The following is a 19768-nucleotide window of genomic DNA, read 5'->3' on the forward strand; positions in this document are numbered from 1 at the left end:
CATGAAAAAGGTTTTATTCTTTATTTTTGTTGTTTTGTTTTCGGTAGGGATTTATTTAACTTGGCATGTTTTGTTGGAAAAATCTCTAGAATTGAAATTAGTAACTTCGGCTAACGATTTGCTTTTAAAATTGTTAGCGCTTCTTGGCGTTTTTTCCATGTTAGTGTTATTTCAAGGCGTTATTTCTTCGTATAAAGAGCGCCAACTCAAACGCATTTTGCAAAAAATAGACGCCATGAACGGCTTTGAATTTGAAGAATATTCCAAAATCTTTTTCACTTCCAAAGGTTTTGCAGTTACAATCACTCAAAAAAGCGGCGATTATGGAGCGGATTTGATTGCAGAAAAAGACGGCGTCAAATGGGCAGTTCAAGCCAAACGCTACTCGCACAAAGTTTCGCCCAAAGCCATTCAAGAGGTGGTCTCTTCTAAAGCTTATTACGCTTGCGAAAAAGCCTGCGTGATCACCAATAGCTACTTCACGCAAGCCGCTCAAAAACTGGCTCAAGCTAATGAAGTGCTTTTGATTGATAGAGACGAATGGGTCAAATTTTTGGGTGGGAAAAACTAATCCAAGCAAGATAATTTATATAATGCTTTTATTTTTATGATTTCTTATTTATTTCCTATTAAATTTTTTCGTAATCGCATGCGCTATAATGTGAAAATTTAGCATCAATTTTTGTTTGGATAAAGGGGTTCAATGATTCAGTCTGTTCGCATTAAAAATTTTAAGACTTTTAAGGACACTCAAATTGATGGTTTTACCAAACTCAACATTATTACTGGTGGGAACAATGTGGGTAAATCTAATTTGTTAGAAGCGTTGTATTGTTTAGTAGGAAAATCCATGCACCCATGCGCTAATATAACGGAAATTTATGACAATATACGCAAAGAGCCTTTAACAACAGAATCAAAAAACTTGATGTTTTATGGTTTAGACACCGAGAAAGAAATACAAATTGTTACAACTTTAGACAACAATCAGACCTTGGACTTGCAAATAAAATTCATAGCCAGTGAAAACCAAAAGGTAATAGAGTCGCAAATAATACCTACAGCAGAACAAACTCAAATGCTCTCTCAGCTTAATTTCACTCTTAAAAAAAATAATGAAGAAATCTATAACGATCATTTAAATATTACTAAAGCTTATAATTTCCCACCAATTCCTAATCAGTCAGGCTACAACAGGCAATTTAAGAATTTTGAACCCAGTCAATTGCAAGAACTTCTACCCTTTGAAAGCACTGCTATCATAACGCCTAGCGATGTTGCACGAAAGCGAGATATTATGAACCCTAATGCTATCCATATTATGGATCCTAATATCATTCAAGCAATGCGTAAGATTCTTGATGAAAACCAATTAGAAAAAGAATTAAATGAAAGGCTTAATCAATTTGATAAAAGTATTCAAGCCATCAGATTTAGTGCCAACAACCAACTCAAATTAAAAGTGAAAGGTATAAAAGAAAAAATCCCATTATCTGTATTTGGTGATGGTTTGATTAAATATTTGTATATTGTAAGCGCTTTAATGGCTGATAACGCAAAAATGATTTATATTGATGAAGTGGAGAATGGCTTACACTTTTCTCGCATGAAATTATTATTAAGGTGTGTTATTGATTTTATCAACGACAACAAAGATGGTAATTTGCAAGTGTTTATGACTACCCACAACCAAGAATTTATAGAAATTTTAGATCAAGTTATCAGAGAAAAGGATTTTGCGCATCAAACTAAGTTGTTTTGCTTAGAACAATACAATGGTTCAATCGTTGCAGAGCCTTATTATGGAGAAAATTTAGAATATTATTTTGAAAATGAAGAGAATCTTTTTGGCTAAAGCATCATACTAAGATTAGGATCATTCAATGGCAGATAAAGAAATACTGATTTTTGTAGAAGGTCCAAGCGATAAGGTGTTTTTAGAAGTTTATCTGTATTTTCTAGAAGATTTTCCAATCAAAAATTTTAAGGTGCAATAATATAAAAGGAAAAGATAACCTATCTAAACGATTGCTTGAAATTGAAAAATACGATAAAACACTTATCATTTTTGATGCGGATAACTATAAGAGTAATAAAAAAGAGATTTTAAAAGTCGTATCAAAAACGAAACAAACTAAACAAACTGAACAAACTATTTCAGAAGAACAAATCTTTTTATTCCCTAACAATCAAGATGATGGTGATTTAGAAACCCCGTTATTAAAAATTGCTAAACATGATGAATTTCTTAAATGTTTTGAATCATACTTAGAATGCATTAAAAATAAAGAACATCATGAACCGATTAAAAACATAAGAAAAAATATGCTGTATGCCTATTTAGAAGTGTTTGAACTAGAAAAATTTTTCCAATACAATTGGGATACAAATAGCAAGAAGCAAGAAAAATGCCTTATTGATGATAAAGGTAAAATAAAGGAAAAACACAAAGAAGAATATGAAAAACTAAAAGAAGCGATTGATTTTAACTCGAATTCTCTCATTCCCCTTAAAAATTTTCTAGGGCAATTAGCAGAAAATAAACAAAAAACAAAACTTAAGATTTTCTAATTTAACAAAATATATTACAATTATTTAAAAAATACTATTTTTACAAAAGGTGCGCGGTGAAATTGTGGTTTCCTTATTTTTTAGCGATTGTGTTCTTGCATGCGTTAGGTTTGGCGTTGCTCTTTATGGCCAATAACGCTTCGTTTTATGCGGCGGCGTCTATGGCTTACATGCTCGGGGCAAAGCATGCGTTTGATGCGGATCACATCGCTTGCATAGACAACACCATTAGAAAGCTCACCCAACAAGGCAAAAACGCCTATGGCGTGGGGTTTTACTTTTCTATGGGGCATTCAAGCGTGGTGATTTTAATGACCATCATCAGCGCGTTTGCGATCGCTTGGGCTAAAGAGCATACGCCGATGCTAGAAGAAATAGGGGGGGTAGTGGGGACTTTAGTTTCAGGGCTTTTTTTGCTCATTATAGGGCTATTGAATGCGATTATTTTAATAGATCTATTAAAAATCTTCAAAAAATCGCATTCTAATGAAAGCTTGAGCCAGCAACAAAACGAAGAGATTGAACGGCTCTTAACGAGTAGGGGCTTACTCAATCGCTTTTTTAAACCCTTATTTAATTTCGTTTCCAAGTCGTGGCATATTTATCCTGTGGGCTTTCTTTTTGGGCTAGGCTTTGATACCGCTAGTGAAATCGCGCTTTTGGCCCTCTCTAGCAGCGCGATTAAAGTGAGTGTGGTGGGCATGCTCTCTTTACCCATTCTTTTTGCCGCTGGCATGAGTTTGTTTGACACTTTAGATGGGGCGTTCATGCTCAAGGCGTATGATTGGGCGTTCAAAACCCCTTTAAGGAAAATCTACTACAACATCTCCATCACCGCTTTAAGCGTGTTTATCGCGCTTTTTATCGGGTTAATTGAGCTTTTTCAAGTCGTTAGCGAGAAACTCCATTTAAAATTTGAAAACCGCCTTTTAAGCGCCCTACAAAGCCTGGAATTTACAGACTTGGGCTATTACTTGGTGGGCTTATTTGTGATAGCGTTTTTAGGCTCATTCTTTTTATGGAAAATCAAATTTTCTAAATTAGAGGGCTAGATTTTAAGCCCTCAAATTATCGCTCAACAAATCTTTAAGGCTTTTATTTGAAAAACTTTGTTTTGGCATGAAAGCTTTAGGGTTTGAAAGGCTTTCGCTCAAATAACCTAATAATTCCTTAATTTCGTTTAATTTTTCTTCCAAATAAGCTTGAAACCCGCCCGCATTTTCCAATAAATCCAAAGGATTAGCCACAATCATGGAAAAAACCTCATCGTTAATGGCAATGTTGAGCTGAGTGTCAAACAAAGGGGAGGCTAAAAACTGGCAATTTTCTACAATTTCTCGCAATTCCTGTTTAATGATAGAAGCTTGCAAAGTGTCTTTATCTTCCAAACCCATGCTCTTATTCAGGAGTTTTTTGCAAGCGATTTGCAAGATTTGCAACGCCCCAACGCTCTCGTTTATATTTTTCATGTCCCTACTGAATTTAGCGATTTGTTGGGATTTTTCTATCGCATTGGTTTTGAAATCGCTTGTTTCAACATCGCCCAAATGCTTTTGAAGAGTTTTTAAAATATCCATAAAAAACCTTTTAAATAGAATTAAACGATCACAAGCATTTTTCGTTCCTTTTTTATGGAAACTTCAAAAAACACCCTTAAAAAGGTTTTTAGGTATAATTAGCGATCTTTTAGTTTTAAATAGTAGAGAGATTGGATGAAAAAAATATGGCTTTTGGTGTGGGGCTTGTATTCTTGGGTGTTTTTGCATGCGATAGAAACGATAGAAAAAGCCCCTACAAATGTAGAGGATAGGGACAAAGCCCCCCATTTGTTGCTTTTAGCAGGGATTCAAGGCGATGAGCCTGGAGGGTTTAATGCAGCTAATTTGTTTTTAATGCACTATAGCGTTTTAAAAGGCTTGGTGGAAGTGGTTCCCGTATTGAATAAGCCTTCCATGTTAAGAAATCATAGGGGCTTGTATGGGGATATGAACCGCAAATTTGCCGCTTTAGACAAGAATGACCCTGAATATCCCACCATCCAAGAAATCAAATCCTTGATCGCAAAACCCACTATAGATGCCGTCTTGCACTTGCATGATGGCGGTGGGTATTATCGCCCTATTTATATTGATGCAATGCTTAATCCTAAGCGCTGGGGGAATTGCTTTATTATTGATCAAGATGAGGTTAAGGGGGCGAAATTCCCTAACTTGCTTGCTTTTGCAAACAATACGATTGAGAGCATCAACGCCCATTTATTGCACCCCATTGAAGAGTATCATTTAAAAAACACGCGCACCGTGCAAGGCGATACAGAAATGCAAAAAGCCCTGACTTTTTATGCGATCAATCAAAAAAAGAGCGCTTTTGCCAATGAAGCCAGCAAAGAACTCCCTTTAGCATCAAGGGTGTTTTACCATTTGCAAGCCATTGAGGGCTTACTCAACCAGCTTAATATCCCTTTTAAGCGCGATTTTGAGCTTAACCCTAACAGCGTGCATGCCCTAATCAATGATAAAAACTTATGGGCAAAAATCGGCTCTCTGCCTAAAATGCCTCTTTTTAACTTACGCCCTAAACTCAACCATTTCCCCTTACCCCACAACACTAAAATCCCACAAATCCCCATAGAGAGTAACGCTTACATTGTGGGGCTAGTCAAAAATAAGCAAGAAGTGTTTTTAAAATACGGCAACAAGCTCATGACACGACTATCGCCCTTTTACATAGAGTTTGATCATTCTTTAGAAGAAGTGAAAATGCAAATTGACAATAAGGATCAAATGGTTAAAATAGGGAGCGTGGTTGAAGTGAAAGAGAGTTTTTATATCCATGCTATGGACAATATCCGCGCGAATGTGATTGGCTTTAGCGTTTCTAATGAAAGTAAGCCTAACGAAGCGGGCTATACGATTAAATTTAAAGATTTTCAAAAACGCTTTTCATTAGACAAGCAAGAAAGGATCTATCGCATAGAATTTTATAAAAACAACGCGTTTAGCGGAATGATCTTAGTGAAATTTGTGTAGGAATGGTAAATCCATTGCCTTTTAATATTCAAGGGTTTTGGTATTTTTCGCTTTAAACGAATAGGCGTTTTTAGCTTGATTTATTTCTAGTGTGTTGTCTTTGATTGTCAAATTAAAATTAGAATTTTTAATCAGGTCAAAAAGCGGTTTTTGATAGTAGAGGGTGGTGGTGTAGGTTTTATCATCAAGCATTAGCTCAATAATATCGCTTGCATGGTTATAGTTTGCGATTAAGGCGTATTTTCGCCCTTTTTTATCCGTTATTTTTATGGATAGGGTCTCGGTGAAAAGATCTTTTTTAACAAAGCGTTTGATGATTTCTTTTTTCAACCATCTAAAAACAATGGTGTGTTTTGTTTTTAAGCGTAGGATGATTTGATAGGGGTAAATTTTAGTTTTAAAATCATTTGCTTTGATCAATCTAAAAGTGTCTTTAGCCGCTAACAATCTTTCTTGAAAATTTTCATGCTCGGTTTTAGCACTATAGGTATTCCTTTTTGTTCTCAAAAATATTAAATCATTTTGCAATTCAAACACAAACCTCTTTTTGAATTTCGCGCCATTTTCTAAAGATTCGTTTTCTGTTTTGTCTCTTTGGATTTCATCGCTTAAATCCATCGCTCTGCCCACTTTGTCCGTTAGCTTTTCTCTTAGATAGTTGTTTTGCTCCGTGAAAACAAACCGATAAAACTCCGGCTTGTTACTAAAAAACAAATCTTCCACTTTCTCGTTAGTCTTATCCACCATGTGCTTAATGAAATCCTGTTCCAAACTCGCTTCCGCTTGCGCGATTTCACGCTTCAAGGTTTCAAGCTCAATTTCTTTTTCTTTGATGCCCATGCTTATCCTTTGGTATTTGATAGCTTCTTTTTGATTTTAGATTACGAGTGTTATTACCTAAAACTCCTCCCCTTTTCTAGCGGTTGCAAAAACACTCAAACAAACCCAAGCGTTAAAAGACAACAACCCTTTTGCATGTTGCGGTATTTGGATTATTTTTATACTAAACCACTTTTAACATTAATCCGCTAACTCTATATCACACCACTTCTTGCCCCGCATCCAATAAGGCTTCCTTAATCAAATCCTGTGTCGCTGGAGCGTCAAATTCTACAACCACGCTCTTTTTTTCCACGCTCGCATCAATAAAGCTCACGCCTTCAATTTCGCCCACAAATTTTTCAATCTTATCCACGCAATGGTTGCAAGTAATGCTTGGCACCTGAAAAGTAACTTTCATTCAATGATCCTTAATTTTAAAATTCCTTAGCCTTTGGGAGTTTAAGACCACACTCACAGAGCTTAAGCTCATCGCTAAACCCGCAATCGCCGGGCTTAACATGATATTAGCCTTATAAAGAACCCCACAAGCTAAAGGGATAAACACACTATTATAACAAAAAGCCCAAAACAAATTTTCTTTGATATTTTTAATGGTCGCTTGGCTTAATTTAATCGCGCTATAAACCGATTTAATGTCGTTATTAAAGCTTACAATATCCGCTGCTTGCACGCTCACATCGCTCCCCTTAGCCATCACCACCGCCACATCGCTCATAGCAAGGCTAGGGGCGTCATTCAAGCCATCGCCCACCATCATAACGATCCGCCCTTTTTCCTTAAGCTCTTTAATCTTGTTGAGCTTGTCTTGTGGTTTAGCGTTACTGATATAACCATCAATCCCTAATTCAAGCGCGCATTTTTGGACATTTTCCCTATTGTCCCCACTCAAAAGAAAAGTGTTAATGCCTAAATTTTTGATTTGGGCGATATGTTCTTTCACGCCTTTTTTGGGCAAATCCTCTAAAACAAACGCCCCTAAAAGCTCGTCTTCTTTTTCATTGATCGCTCTACCCACAAACACTAAAATCCCGTTTTCTTTAATTTCTAGCGTGTTAATAGGGTTAAAAAATTCGCTGTTACCCACTTTGATGATTTCTTTAGCGCCTTGATAATCTACTTTAGCGCTGATGCCAAAGCCCGTTTTCACTTTAACCTCGCTCATTTCTTTTAAGGGGGCGTTATTCTCTTTTGCGTATTCTACAATCCCTTTAGCAATGACATGTTCGCTGCTCTTTTCAATACTGCCCACTAAACTCAATAACTCTAATAATTCTATCTTAGAATGAACGCTTTTAACGACAGGCTTGCCGTTAGTGAGCGTGCCGGTTTTATCAAAAACGATCGTATTGACTAGCCTTGCTTTTTCTAAACTTTTAGCGTCTTTAAAAAATAAGCCTAAAGAACTCGCTTTTTGATTCGCTACTAAAATGCTCATAGGCGTAGCCAATCCTAAAGCGCAAGGGCAAGAAATCACTAAAACCGATACAAACACTTCTAAAGCGGTGCCAAAATTCCACCAAAAATCAGGCTTAGGCGCGATGATGAGCCACACCACAAACGCTAAAACAGCGATAGCGATCACGCTTGGCACAAACACGCTTGAAACCTTATCCGCTAAGCGAGAAATCTCTGCCTTTGAGCTTTGAGCGTTATGGATCATTTCTATAATTTGAGACAAGGTGCTGTTTTTGTTATTTTGCGTGGCTTTCATTAAAAAACTCGTGTGGCTATTGAATGTCCCTGAAAAGACTTTATCGCCGACTTTTTTATAAACCGGCAACGCTTCACCGCTTAACATGCTCTCATCTAATTCCCCTTCGCCCTCTATGATTTCACCATCCACCGCAATCGTGCTTCCAGGGAGGACTTTTAGAATATCCCCAACCACAATGCTATCCACTAAAACTTCAATCTGTTGGTTATTGTGCATTTTAAGGGCGGTTTTTGGGGCGTTTTTCATCAAGGCTTGCATAGCGTCTAAGGCTTTGTCTTTAGAAACATTTTCAATGCGTTTGCCCACCATCACAAACATTAAAATCACGCACACGCTTTCAAAGTAATAATGCCCATAAGACCACTGATCGGTATAATGATTGGCATAGACCAAATACAATTGCCACAGGCTTGAAATTAAGGCAGCGCTTGTGCCTATGGCGATAAGGCTGCTCATGTTGGGTTGTCTGTGCCATAAGGCTTTAAACCCTTGAATGTAAAAATCCCTCCCCCAATGCATGACAATGAGCGTGCCTATAAGCTGTAAGCAAGCGTTTAAAAAATTACTATGGTTGTTAATCGTAAGCAAGCTTTCAGGTAAAAGGCTAGGACTAAGCATCGCCCCCATAGAAAGATACACCACAAAAAGCGTAAAAATAACCGCCAACGCTAATTTAACATTAGGGCTAAAAAATTCTTTTTTTTCTTCCGCTAGAGTTTTTTTAGGGCTATAGCCCAGTTTTTCAATGAGTTTAAAAATTTCGTCTAAATTGGTTTCGTTTTCGTTAAATTCAATGTTAGCACTCTTATTTAAAAGGCTCACTTCTATTTTTTTCACAAAACTCTTACGCCCCAAAGAGCGTTCAATCCCACTAGAACACGCCGTGCAAGTCATTCCCTCTATGTAAAAAGATTCTTTCATGCGCTTTTATTTTTATTAAAAATAATTTTTACCATTAAAAATAGCCACCGAATGATGCCATAAATCAAATACAGCCCCATAAACACGCTCAAAGCCTCTAAAGGGCGCACAAACACTAACGATAAAAAAATCAACACTAAGATGAAAAGCTTGAGATTCCACTTGACTTTTTTAAAATTAGGGTAGCGGATATTGCTCACCATAAGCACCCCTAGTAAAACAATAAAGCCTAAAAATAACTTTTCGGTATTGCCTTCTAAGAAATGGTATTTATTATCTAATAACACGCAAAGCACCACCAATACCGCCGCCGCAGGAATGGGGATACCGATGAAAGAATAGGGGTCGCTTGTGTTGGTGCTGATATTGAATCGCGCCAATCGTATCGCTCCAAAAATCACAAACAACGCGCTCACTGCCATACCTATGCGCCCAAAATTATACCCCACATAAAAGTAAGTAATAAGGCTTGGGGCGACTCCAAAAGCGATTACATCAGCTAAGGAGTCAAATTCAATACCAAACTTGCTGGTGGTGTTGGTAAGCCTTGCGACACGCCCATCAAGTCCGTCTAAAATAAGACTCGCTACCACTAACCAGCATGCCATGACAAATTGGTAACTGGAAGCGTAAAAAATACTCATCATGCCTAAAAAAATACTGCTAGCGGTGAAAAGATTGGGGAAAAGATAGAGAGGGTTAATAGGCATTAGAGATTCTTTTTAACTTGGCTTTTAGAATAGGAATAAAAACGATTTTAAAATCCATTATGGGAATAAAAATTTTACAAGCACTAAAAAACTCACAAAAAAAGAGCGTTAGAGCAAACGCTTTATAACGCTGTTGGTAAGCATGAGTTTTTAGAAAACAAAACCTAAAAAAAAACTTTAAACAAACAGAATGTTTGTAATAAGGCTTTAAACCCTTATCAAAAATCTGTTTGTAAGCTAGCACTCTTAACTCGCTTGCTCTTCTAAAGGGATCAAACGGCTTTCTAAATTATTGGCGGTCTCGTATTCGCTGATGATTTCACGCACCCTTTCGCCTGTAATGACTTCTTTGTCAAACAATTCTTTGACCATGATTTCAATCGCTTCTCTATAGTCGCTCAAGGTTTGTTTGACATGCTCATAGCGCTCTTCTAGCAAATTTTTAATGAAAAGATCCATTTCTTCTGCGGTTTTTTCGCTAAATTCCCTACTGCTTCCATAACCACCTCCCAAAAAGGCGTTCCGCTGTTTTTCTAACACCATAAGCCCACTGACACTGCTCATGCCGTAGTAACTCACCATGCCTTTAATAATATCAGTCGCCCTTTCTAAATCGTTGCTCGCACCGGTAGAAATTTCTTCCAAAAAGACATCTTCAGCCGCTCTTCCGCCTAAAAGCACATCAATTTCAGCGATGAGTTCGTGTTTTTGCATCAAGTATTTGTTTTCTTCGGGCGTGTTAAGGGTGTAGCCCAAAGCCGCCATACCCCTTGGAATGATAGAGACTTTATTCACCCTAGCGCTCCCTTTAGTCATTTCAGAAATCACGGCATGCCCGCTTTCATGGTAGGCGACGATCTTCTTTTCCTTAGGACTGATGCGCCTACTTTTCTTTTCTAACCCTGCAATCCCTCTTTCAACCGCTTCTTTTAAATGTTGCTGCCTGACTTCTTTTTGGTTGTTTCTTCCTGCTAAAAGCGCGGCTTCATTGATGATATTCGCTAAATCCGCTCCTGCAAGCCCTGCAGTGAGTTTGGCGACTTCTTGCAAATTCACATCGTTAGCGAGTTTCACGCCTTTAATATGCACTTTTAAGATTTCTACCCTGCCATTAAAATCAGGCTTGTCCACTAAAACCTGCCTGTCAAAGCGTCCTGGACGCATTAAGGCCGGATCTAAGATTTCAGGGCGGTTCGTTGCGGCTAAGACAATTACAGGCGCATTTTCGCTCCCAAAACCATCCATTTCGGCTAAGAGCTGGTTTAAGGTTTGCTCTCTTTCATCATTCCCACTTATCATGCCTCCTGCCGCTCGGCTTTTACCTATGGCATCAATTTCATCAATAAAAATGATGCTAGGGGCTTGTTTTTTAGCGGTTTCAAACAAATCCCTAACCCTGCTTGCCCCTAAGCCCACAAACATTTCAATGAAACTGCTCCCTCCCATAGAGAAAAACGGCACATGCGCTTCGCCGGCTACCGCTTTGGCTAAAAGAGTTTTACCGGTTCCTGGAGGCCCTACTAATAACACGCCTTTAGGGATTTTAGCCCCTAAATTGGCGTATCGTTCGGGGTATTTTAAAAAATCTACGATTTCTACCACCTCTTCTTTGGCTTCTTCATTGCCCGCCATGTCATTAAAACGCACATTAGGTTTTTCAGCGTTAATGAGTTTTTTCGCGCTCCCCATGCCAAAAATACCCCCACCCATATTTTTTTGCATGCGGTTTGCCATAAACATCCATAGCCCTAAAATCACTAAAATAGGCATGAGCCACCCTAGCATGTCGGTAAAAAAGTTAGACTCGCTAAAACCAGAATAATTGATTTTCTTCTCGTCTAACAAAGGCACTAAGGTCAAATCAGGCACTCGTTTAGCGATATAAATCACACGATTATTACCATCTTTATGGCTGGCTTTGATCAAAGTTTGACCGATACTCACATTTTCCACTTCATTATTGCTGATGAGCTGTTTGATTTCATGATAGCTCACATTTTTAGTGCTAGAAGCTAAGAAATTGTCCGAAAAACTGCCATCAGAATTGAAAGAGCGTAGAAAAAAGATGAGTAAAATCCCTCCAAGAACCGCAAGGACAATGGGACTTTGAAAAAAAGGTTTTTTAGGTTCGTTCGTTGGTTTCATTATAATCCTTAATTTATTGATTGTTTTTTAAGCAATTTTAGAGCGACCCATTCGTTACGCTTTCGTTGCTCTAAAACCTCAAACCCATTATAATAGATCTGTAAAACAGAGTTTAAATGGGTTTCTAAAATCCCTGATAAAATAAGAGTGTGGTTACAAAGCCGCACAAATTCACTATACAAACTCTTGATCACATCAGCGACAAGATTCGCCACAATGATATCAAAACGCCCTTCAATTTTTTGCGTAGATCCATAAATGACTTTATCTTGTGCTAATAGGGGTATTTCATTCAGGCTAAAATTTTTTAGAGTCTCTTCAACGGCTAAACTATCCGTATCGCAAGCTACTAAAGCGCTAACGCCTTGTTTTTTTAGGGCGATGCTTAAAATCCCGCTCCCACAGCCCACATCTAAAGCGTTTTTGCGTTTTAAATCAAGGTTAGAGAGCAATTCCAAACACATAGAAGTGCTTTCATGATGGCCTGATCCAAAGGCCAAAGCCGGATCGATCATTATGCAATCGTCTATAGCGGCATGGCTTGGTTTTTGATGCCAGCTAGGGTGTATGTAAAATTTGGCGCATTGCACCGGCAAAACAGCTTGTTTGTAGGCTTCTAGCCAGTCTTTTGAAGCCAAATTGCGTGAAAGGTAGAAAAAATCAAACTCGCTTTGCAAGTTTTGCTTTAAGTTCAAACAAAACGCTTCTAATGCTGGAATGAGCGAGTGATTCAAATCCTTTTGAGAGCGTAAAATAACGAAATTTTTGAGATGCGGGGGTTTTTCTTTTAAATGTTCTTTTAAAAGATCATGAGTGGCGAAATAATGCCAATTGGATTGGCTTATAAATTCAATGGTTTCTTTATCGTCAAACGCTTTTAAACTTTCTAAGCTTGATTCTTCTAAGGCTAGGTGCGTAGTGTCTAAAAGAAAGCTCTCAAAAAGCTCTTGCTCCTTAGGGAAGATAAAGAAAAACTCATAATACATTGGCTTTAACACTCAATCGTTTGTCCCTAAAACAACCTCTAATTTTTCTTTCAAAACTTGGGGGGTAAAAGGCTTCACAATGTAGTTATTCACGCCCGCTTTCAAAGCCGTAATGACTTCAGCCTTACCGCCCTCTGTGGTGATCATAATAATAGGGATTTCTTTAAAACGGCTATCGGAGCGCACCTTTTTAACGAGATCCAACCCGTTCATTTCAGGCATGTTCCAATCTGTAATAAGCACCTTAGTGTCCGCATTAGCGTCTAGTTTCTCCCAAGCTTCCACTCCATGCTCAGCTTCTAAAACATCTTCATAGCCTAAGCGTGAAAGTGTATTTTTAATAATTCTTCTCATAGTTGAGCTATCATCTACTACTAGTAGTTTCAAAGTGCTTCTCCTTTTAAGATTGCATTTAAATTAGGCTCTTTTTAAACGCCAAAGCGTCTCTAACGCCTTATAATAATAAATCATTCCAAATAATAGCATGTTTTGATTAAAATTACCTTGACCGACAATAATCATTGGCTAAATGGAGCGTTTAATGAGTGTTCTCATTTGTAAAAAAATTCAGTTTGTTTGCTATCATAATAGTTTAAAAGTAATAAAATAACTTTTGAGTGCGATAAAGGGTCATTGGATGGTTTGAAAAAAGAAAGACAAGGATTTTACAAGTAAGTGTATTATTTAAGAATTTTAATACTGGGTATAAGTTTTTTAAATATTTTAAATGCTGAAAATTTGAGTTACATGTCTTCTTCTTATCAAATAGGCACGGTATTTATGCGCCCTTTAAACACCAACAAGCTTTTACAAGGGGCTTCAATCCTTCAAGGCTATGAAGTGAATCCTAAAAACGATTGGGCTTATTCTAGGTATTATTTCTTTATAGATTATGGTAATGTGCTTTTTAATAATGACTCTACTTTGCAAGCGAACATGTTCACTTATGGGGTGGGAGGGGATTTCATGGTCGCTTACGCTAAAAACCCTATCAACCGCTGGGCTTTTTTCTTTGGCTTGCAACTGGCCGCCAACACATGGATACTCAACAATAAAGTCAAAGATTTGGTGGTGAATACTTGGGATTCATTAAAAGATTTCAATTTTCACAACACTTATTTTAGGGCTATCGGGAAATTTGGGGTGCAGTTTCGCACGATCGTTTTGTATCATAAGGTGGATGTGGAAATTGGCATGAAAATCTTTCTAACCCCTGAAAGGCGTAGCTTGTTTGAAAGGAGCTTTTTGTTTTTTGTTTCGCATTCGTGGCATTTTTAAATGGCGGAGAGAGAGGGATTCGAACCCTCGAAGGCTTGCACCTTACACGCGTTCCAGGCGTGCTCCTTCAACCACTCGGACATCTCCCCTTAAAAGGGGCTTATTATAACTAAGATTTGTTTAAAAAGGGCTTATTTTAAAAGGAGTGAATCTTTAGAAATCACGCCATCTATTTGATTTTTAGCGCAAATTTCCCACGACTCTGTATCGTTTAAATCCATAGAAAACAAGATTTTGCTATCTAATAAGTAATTAGTGGCGTGTTGTTGGGCGAGTATGGCTTGCTTAATATCCTTAAAAATACAATAGAGCGGTTTGAAAGCGTTGAATAAAAAAAAGGCGTCCGTTTCTATCTTGTGCGATAAAAAGATCACGCTAAAATGGACGCCATTTTCACAGCAATACTTAGCTAATTCCAAATTTTTTGGGTGTGCTTCAAAACACACTATATCGTTATTGGCGCTGGAATGAATAGCATCGGTGTTTTTAATGAAAATAAAACGATCGCTAGGGATTAAAGGGTGTCCTAAAATAAGCATATTTATCTCTTATCCTTCAAACAAGTTTCACTGCAATAGGCTACCGCCCCGCTATAAATAGCGTCTTTGCTAGAGACATAGGTTTGGCATTTAGAGCATACAATCATGTGATCTTCTAATTCTTTAGGGGTTTGTTGCGTGTAAGAGTGGTTGTCTTTAAGGGGTTTTTGTCTCAAAAACAAACGCCATAAAACCCACACGATAATGAGTAGGGGGATTAAAATTCTTAACATAAACTTTCCTTTGATTTGTAAAAATAAACTCGTTTTTGATGCACAAAACATTCAGTGTCTTCACAAGCGATTTCATCTTTTAACTGCTCGCCTTTATAAAATAAAAAATACCCCTTATCTTTTAGGAAGCGTTGGCTTTTTTCTATCAAAAAAGAAGAGCTAGCGACCGCTCTAGAAGTGATTAAATCCACTTGTAAAAGATTTTGATAATCTTCTAAACGCTTTTTAATGATTTCAATATTTTTTAAAGGCAAAACGCTTTTAAGGTAGTTTAAAAAAGCCGCTCTTTTTATTCTTGGCTCTAAAAGAATGAATTTGACTTCAGGTTTTTCAAGGGCTAAAGGGATAGCAGGAAGTCCTGCTCCGCTCCCAATATCCAAGCAGCTTTTAAAATCTTTGATAAATTCTAAGGGTTTTAGAGCGTCTGTGATCTGGGGTTCTAACTCGCTTAAATTTTTTGCACCGCTCAAGTTGTGCGTTTGATTCCATTCTAAAAGGATGCGTGCATAATCTTGCAATAAGGGGTTCATAAAATCAGCATCCCATCGCCATAAGAATAAAAACGATACTTCTTTTCTATGGCTATTTTGTAGATTTCTTTGGTTTTTTCTAAGCCTATCATTGCGCTCACAAGCATTAAAAGGCTTGATTTGGGCAAATGGAAATTAGTGAGCAAATGATTAACATATTGAATAGGGTTAGCAAGATGCAAGAATATGTCGCATTCAAACGATTCTTGATTAGGGTTTTTTAAGCGTTTGAAGTATTCCACGCTCCTTAAAGCGGTCGTGCCGATGCATAAAACCTCTTGGGATTCTTGCAAAATTTCTTGGCTCTTTTTAGGAATATGCAAAACTTCTGTATGGATTTGATGCTCTCTAATATCCTTAGTTTCTACGCCAAGAAAAGTCCCGGCCCCCACATGCAAGGTCAAAAAAGCGTGCTTGAAATCTTTCAATAATTTTTCTAAGGTATTTTGAGAAAAATGCAATGACGCTGTAGGGGCAGCCACCGCGCCGATGTGTTTAGCGAACACGCTCTGGTATTCATGTGCATCCAAACCTTCATCCGCTCTTTTAATATAAGGGGGTAAGGGCATATGCCCGTATTGCTCTAAAAGTTTTAAGATATTTTCTTGATTTAAGGGGGTTTGATTGTCATAAAAAGCGATCAAGCGCTGGCCGTTATGAAGCAATTCCAAGACTTCAGCGTGATAATTTGCATCAAAAAAGATTTTGTCCCCCACTTTGATCTTGCCCTTGATTTGAGTCAGGGCGGTATTATTTTTAAAAAAGCGGTGGAAAAACACTTCGGTCGTTTTTGATGGCAAAAAGGCATGCTTAGATCCAAAAAGCCTGGCTTTAATCACTTTAGTGTCGTTCAACACCACAAGGGCGTTTTTAGGGAAAAAGTCTAAAACATGCTCAAAAGTGGTGTGCGTGATTGTTTGCGAACGCCTTTCATAGACGAGTAGTTTAGCCCTTTCTTTGGGCAAAACGGGGTAGTTTGCGATCAATTCCTTAGGCAAATGATAATCATAGCTTTCTAAATCAAATTCTTTCAACTAATTCTCTTTGGTGTTATTTTCGTGATCGCTTTCGTCGTCTTTAGGAGCCGGATTGACCATTTTTGCAATTAAAATAGAAAGCCCATAAAGCCCCACTAAGGGTAACGCCATAAAGATTTGACTCACCACATCAGGGGGAGTGATAATAGCTGCTACAATAAAAATCACTACAATAGCGTATTTGAAATACGCTTTCAAGCTCGCATCGGTAATCAAGCCCACTTTGGCTAAAAAATACGCCAAAACAGGCAGTTCAAACGCCACGCCAAAGCCTAAAATCAAGCGTGTGAAAAAGCTCACGTAACTGGACGCAGAAATATTAGCCGCAAACACATCGCTCCCAAAAGTGGCTAAGTATTCAATGATGAAAGGAAACACCACATAATAAGAAAACGCCGCCCCAATTAAAAACATGCCGCTCCCAAAAAACACAAAAGGCAAAATCACTTTTTTTTCATTCTTATAAAGGCCTGGAGCGATAAAGAGCCACAATTGCCAAAAAATAATGGGCATGGAAATGACGATAGCGGCTGAAAAACTGATTTTAACCGCTACCATGACCCCTTCAATAGGGGAGAGCTGAATGAGCGTGCCTTTATAAGAATTTTTAACAAATTCAAAAATATTTTTCCAAAAATGAAAGCACCCCAAAAACGCCACTAAAATCGTTCCTACAGAAACCATCAAACGCTTTCTTAATTCCTGTAAATGCGGTTTTAAATCTTCAAACATGCTCTTTTTCTTTGTCGTGTTCTTTGGCGTTGTTATCAGTTGTTAATTGGACTTCTTTAAGAGGTTCATCGCTTGAAACTTCTTTATTTAAGGCTTCTTCATTAGAAACTTCTTTATTGGAATGGTTAGGGGGTGCGTTGTCTTCTAGGCTTTGTTTGTAATCTTGCATCAAATCCTGAATGCTTTTAATCTCATTTTCTGCAGTTATTTTAGCGTCTTCTAATTCTTCAATCTTAACGCCTTTAAGACTCTCCACTTTGTTTTCAAAGAGTTTTTGATACTCTAAGGTTTCTTTTTTGATTTCTTCAATATTGATTTCTTTATCTAAAGTGTCCTTAGCGTCATTGAGCGTTTTTTTAACCGCGCGAAAAAATTTCACCATATCCACGACAGCTTGGGGGAATTTTTCTGGCCCTAAAAAAATAATCGCTACAATCAACACCACAAGGATTTCAAAAAAGCCCATGCCAAACATAATGATCTACTTTCACACCCTTTAAAATTTTATCGTTATTGTAGTGTAATTTTCTTTCTAAACAAGATTAAAATAAAGTTTGGGGGTTTAAAGTGGGGATTTTTAAAAGCGCATGGGTTTTAGGCGTGGCGATTCTGCCTTTAGCCGTGCGCTCCAAATAACCATTAGCGAGTAAAAAAGGCTCAATCACGTCTTCAATCGTGCCTTCATCTTCTCTCATAGACGCTGCAATCGTGTTCAAACCTACCGGTCGTCCTTGAGCGTTAGCTAACAAAGATAAATACGCCAAATCCGCTTCATCAAAGCCCAATTCATTCACGCCTAATTCATTCAAAGCATGCAAAGTGATGCTTAAATCCATTAAGCTTGAATTTTTAACGAGCGCAAAATCGCGCACCCTTTTCAAAAGCCTTAAAGCGATCCTTGGTGTGCCTCTGCTCCTTTTAGCGATTTCATCAGCGCTTTCTTCTTTGATGTCTTGGTTGAGTTTGGCAGCGGCTTTTTTGATGATGAGGGAAAGTTCGCTAGGGCTATAAAATTGCATTCTAAAACTCATGCCAAATCTGTCTCTTAAGGGGTTAGAGAGCATTCCGGCTCTAGTGGTAGCGCCAATAAGGGTGAAAGGGGGTAAATCAATTTTAATAGTTTGAGCGGCCGGGCCTGAGCCTATGATAATATCCAGTCTAAAATCTTCCATAGCCGGGTATAAAACCTCTTCAATCGCTGGGCTAAGCCGGTGGATTTCATCAATAAAAAGAATGTCTTTAGCTTGCAAATTAGTCAAAATGGCGGCTAAATCACCGCTTTTTTCTATCATGGGAGCGGCGGTGATTTTGATATTGGTTTCCATTTCTTTAGCGATGATATGGCTGATTGAAGTTTTACCCAAACCGGGCGGGCCAAAAAAGAGCATGTGATCCAAACTTTCTTGGCGTTTTTTAGCCGCGCAAATAGAAATTTGCAAGTTGCTTTTAATCTTTTCTTGACCGATAAAATCTTCCCAAAGACTAGGGCGCAAACTCACTTCTTGAGAAGTTTCAAAATCCAAAGTTTCTAAATTGACTATCCGTTCTTTCATTTAATGATAACTTTCTAATTCGTTAGGGAAGTTTCCCTTTTTCACATCATCAGCGTATTGCTTGATAGCGTTTTGAACCAATTCTTTCCCTTTAAGGTATTCTCGCACGAATTTAGGCTTAAAGCTATCAAAAAAGCCTAACATATCGCTCCACACTAAAATCTGCCCGTCGCAATCCTTGCCGCTCCCTATGCCGATCGTGGGGATTTTGATTTTTTGCGTGATCGTTTGAGCGATAGGGGTGGTTATGCCCTCTAAAACCAACAAACCCACTCCGGCTTCTTCTAAACTCAAGGCGTCTTCTAAAAGCTTTTTTTGTTGCTCTTCATTTTTGCCCTTAATCTTATAGCCCCCATCAAGACGCACGAATTGAGGCATCAAGCCAATATGCCCTACCACAATAACGCCCTCATTAGTGAGCGTTTTAACCAGTTTCGCTTTTTCTTTCCCTCCCTCTAATTTGATCGCGCTCGCTTGGGTTTCTTTATAAACCCTAATGGCGTTTTTTAGGGCTGTTTTTTCATCTTTATAGCTTCCAAAGGGCATGTCTGTGATGATAAAAGGAGTCTTAGCACCCGTGCACACGGCTTTGGTGTGATAGAGCATCATTTTTACACTCGCGCTTAAAGTGTCGTTTTGATTGAAAAAACTCATGTTCAAACTATCGCCCACTAAAATCACATCCACTAGCGGATCAAATATTTGAGCGAACAGTGCGTCATAAGCGGTGATGGCGATGATTTTTTCTTGATTTTTTTTAGCTTGGAGGTGACTAAGGGTGATTTTTTTAATTGGGGCGGTTTGCATGCTCATTAAAAATCCTAAGTGTTAAATATAGTGGCATTGTAGCATGACTTTGTTAGGTGGGTAAAAATTTTACTCCATTTTAACCGGTCATTTTAATTATTTTAGTATAATTGAAAGAAACTTTTAACAAACAATTCAAG

Annotated in this window: 22 protein-coding genes, 1 tRNA gene and 1 pseudogene; 6 read left to right on the forward strand and 18 right to left on the reverse strand. The window is 38.0% G+C overall.

All coding sequences use genetic code 11. The features are described from left to right. Position 1 precedes the first annotated feature (1 nt). The 4 genes and pseudogenes from H7O61_RS01230 (at position 2) to H7O61_RS01245 (ending at position 3623) form a co-directional block, all read left to right on the forward strand. On the forward strand, positions 2-571 hold the full coding sequence (locus tag H7O61_RS01230; RefSeq protein ID WP_079339394.1) for a restriction endonuclease: 570 nt from the start codon (positions 2-4) through the stop codon (positions 569-571). Positions 572-703: 132 nt separating this feature from the next. Further along, positions 704-1855, forward strand: a complete 1152-nt coding sequence (locus tag H7O61_RS01235; protein WP_079295150.1) for an AAA family ATPase — start codon at positions 704-706, stop codon at positions 1853-1855. A gap of 28 nt (positions 1856-1883) precedes the next feature. Continuing rightward, a pseudogene (locus H7O61_RS01240) lies at positions 1884-2571 on the forward strand (DUF3226 domain-containing protein). A 56-nt stretch (positions 2572-2627) separates the two neighbouring features. Beyond that, positions 2628-3623, forward strand: a complete 996-nt coding sequence (locus tag H7O61_RS01245) for a HoxN/HupN/NixA family nickel/cobalt transporter (protein WP_000780400.1) — start codon at positions 2628-2630, stop codon at positions 3621-3623. A gap of 3 nt (positions 3624-3626) precedes the next feature. Here H7O61_RS01245 and H7O61_RS01250 read toward each other — a convergent pair whose 3' ends face one another. Next, complete coding sequence (locus H7O61_RS01250; protein ID WP_079295148.1) at positions 3627-4148, reverse strand: flagellar FLiS export co-chaperone; 522 nt, start codon at positions 4146-4148, stop codon at positions 3627-3629. A 135-nt stretch (positions 4149-4283) separates the two neighbouring features. On the opposite strand from H7O61_RS01250, the gene csd4 reads away from it, so the two are divergent. Beyond that, the gene (gene csd4, locus H7O61_RS01255) at positions 4284-5600 is read left to right on the forward strand and encodes a DL-carboxypeptidase Csd4 (protein ID WP_187874904.1); all 1317 of its coding nucleotides are present in this window, start codon (positions 4284-4286) and stop codon (positions 5598-5600) included. A gap of 21 nt (positions 5601-5621) precedes the next feature. On the opposite strand, the gene H7O61_RS01260 is transcribed toward csd4, so the two are convergent. The 8 genes from H7O61_RS01260 to H7O61_RS01295 all read right to left on the reverse strand — a co-directional run bounded on the left by H7O61_RS01260 (position 5622) and on the right by H7O61_RS01295 (position 13306). Continuing rightward, on the reverse strand, positions 5622-6440 hold the full coding sequence (locus tag H7O61_RS01260) for a hypothetical protein (RefSeq protein ID WP_079295146.1): 819 nt from the start codon (positions 6438-6440) through the stop codon (positions 5622-5624). A 199-nt stretch (positions 6441-6639) separates the two neighbouring features. Next, positions 6640-6840 (reverse strand): copper-binding metallochaperone CopP, encoded by a 201-nt coding sequence (copP, locus tag H7O61_RS01265; RefSeq protein ID WP_000869069.1) that lies wholly within the window; start codon positions 6838-6840, stop codon positions 6640-6642. Further along, positions 6841-9078 carry a copper-translocating P-type ATPase CopA gene (copA, locus tag H7O61_RS01270; protein WP_187874905.1) on the reverse strand — a complete coding sequence of 746 codons (2238 nt, stop codon included), beginning with the start codon at positions 9076-9078 and terminating at the stop codon, positions 6841-6843. Then, positions 9075-9788: a CDP-diacylglycerol--serine O-phosphatidyltransferase gene (gene pssA, locus H7O61_RS01275; protein WP_001122188.1), complete on the reverse strand. Its 714-nt coding sequence runs from the start codon at positions 9786-9788 to the stop codon at positions 9075-9077. Before pssA ends, copA begins: the two co-directional genes overlap by 4 nt. Then, positions 9778-10032 (reverse strand): hypothetical protein, encoded by a 255-nt coding sequence (locus H7O61_RS01280; RefSeq protein WP_000881890.1) that lies wholly within the window; start codon positions 10030-10032, stop codon positions 9778-9780. Before H7O61_RS01280 ends, pssA begins: the two co-directional genes overlap by 11 nt. Before the next feature lie 2 nt (positions 10033-10034). Further along, the gene (ftsH, locus tag H7O61_RS01285) at positions 10035-11933 is read right to left on the reverse strand and encodes an ATP-dependent zinc metalloprotease FtsH (RefSeq protein WP_187874906.1); all 1899 of its coding nucleotides are present in this window, start codon (positions 11931-11933) and stop codon (positions 10035-10037) included. Positions 11934-11941: 8 nt separating this feature from the next. Continuing rightward, on the reverse strand, positions 11942-12919 hold the full coding sequence (prmA, locus tag H7O61_RS01290; protein WP_187874954.1) for a 50S ribosomal protein L11 methyltransferase: 978 nt from the start codon (positions 12917-12919) through the stop codon (positions 11942-11944). Positions 12920-12931: 12 nt separating this feature from the next. Beyond that, positions 12932-13306, reverse strand: a complete 375-nt coding sequence (locus H7O61_RS01295; RefSeq protein WP_000772151.1) for a chemotaxis response regulator CheY — start codon at positions 13304-13306, stop codon at positions 12932-12934. A 288-nt stretch (positions 13307-13594) separates the two neighbouring features. On the opposite strand from H7O61_RS01295, the gene H7O61_RS01300 reads away from it, so the two are divergent. Further along, a complete protein-coding gene (locus H7O61_RS01300) occupies positions 13595-14197 on the forward strand; it encodes an outer membrane protein (protein ID WP_000291621.1) in 603 nt (200 codons plus the stop codon). 1 nt (position 14198) lies between these two features. Here the strand turns inward: H7O61_RS01300 and H7O61_RS01305 are convergent. From H7O61_RS01305 to panB, 9 genes are all read right to left on the reverse strand, one after another. Beyond that, positions 14199-14286 (reverse strand) — tRNA-Ser (locus tag H7O61_RS01305). Between the two features lie 42 nt (positions 14287-14328). After that, on the reverse strand, positions 14329-14736 hold the full coding sequence (locus H7O61_RS01310) for a hypothetical protein (protein ID WP_021175349.1): 408 nt from the start codon (positions 14734-14736) through the stop codon (positions 14329-14331). Between the two features lie 2 nt (positions 14737-14738). Then, positions 14739-14969, reverse strand: a complete 231-nt coding sequence (locus tag H7O61_RS01315; RefSeq protein WP_000944425.1) for a PP0621 family protein — start codon at positions 14967-14969, stop codon at positions 14739-14741. Then, positions 14963-15499, reverse strand: coding sequence for a 16S rRNA (guanine(527)-N(7))-methyltransferase RsmG (gene rsmG, locus H7O61_RS01320; protein ID WP_187874907.1), 537 nt, complete (start codon positions 15497-15499; stop codon positions 14963-14965). Before rsmG ends, H7O61_RS01315 begins: the two co-directional genes overlap by 7 nt. After that, entirely contained in the window at positions 15496-16533 is a 1038-nt protein-coding gene (gene queA, locus H7O61_RS01325) for a tRNA preQ1(34) S-adenosylmethionine ribosyltransferase-isomerase QueA (RefSeq protein WP_187874908.1), read from the reverse strand. Before queA ends, rsmG begins: the two co-directional genes overlap by 4 nt. Beyond that, positions 16534-17268, reverse strand: coding sequence for a twin-arginine translocase subunit TatC (gene tatC, locus H7O61_RS01330; protein ID WP_000461191.1), 735 nt, complete (start codon positions 17266-17268; stop codon positions 16534-16536). It lies immediately after the preceding gene. Then, positions 17261-17743, reverse strand: a complete 483-nt coding sequence (tatB, locus tag H7O61_RS01335) for a Sec-independent protein translocase protein TatB (RefSeq protein WP_187874909.1) — start codon at positions 17741-17743, stop codon at positions 17261-17263. Before tatB ends, tatC begins: the two co-directional genes overlap by 8 nt. 67 nt (positions 17744-17810) lie before the next feature. Next, positions 17811-18821: a Holliday junction branch migration DNA helicase RuvB gene (gene ruvB, locus H7O61_RS01340; RefSeq protein ID WP_187874910.1), complete on the reverse strand. Its 1011-nt coding sequence runs from the start codon at positions 18819-18821 to the stop codon at positions 17811-17813. After that, the gene (gene panB, locus H7O61_RS01345) at positions 18822-19634 is read right to left on the reverse strand and encodes a 3-methyl-2-oxobutanoate hydroxymethyltransferase (RefSeq protein ID WP_187874911.1); all 813 of its coding nucleotides are present in this window, start codon (positions 19632-19634) and stop codon (positions 18822-18824) included. Between the last annotated feature and the right edge of the window lie 134 nt (positions 19635-19768).

Origin of the sequence: Helicobacter pylori, from assembly GCF_014496965.1 — a bacterium.
GTDB lineage: Bacteria > Campylobacterota > Campylobacteria > Campylobacterales > Helicobacteraceae > Helicobacter > Helicobacter pylori_CZ.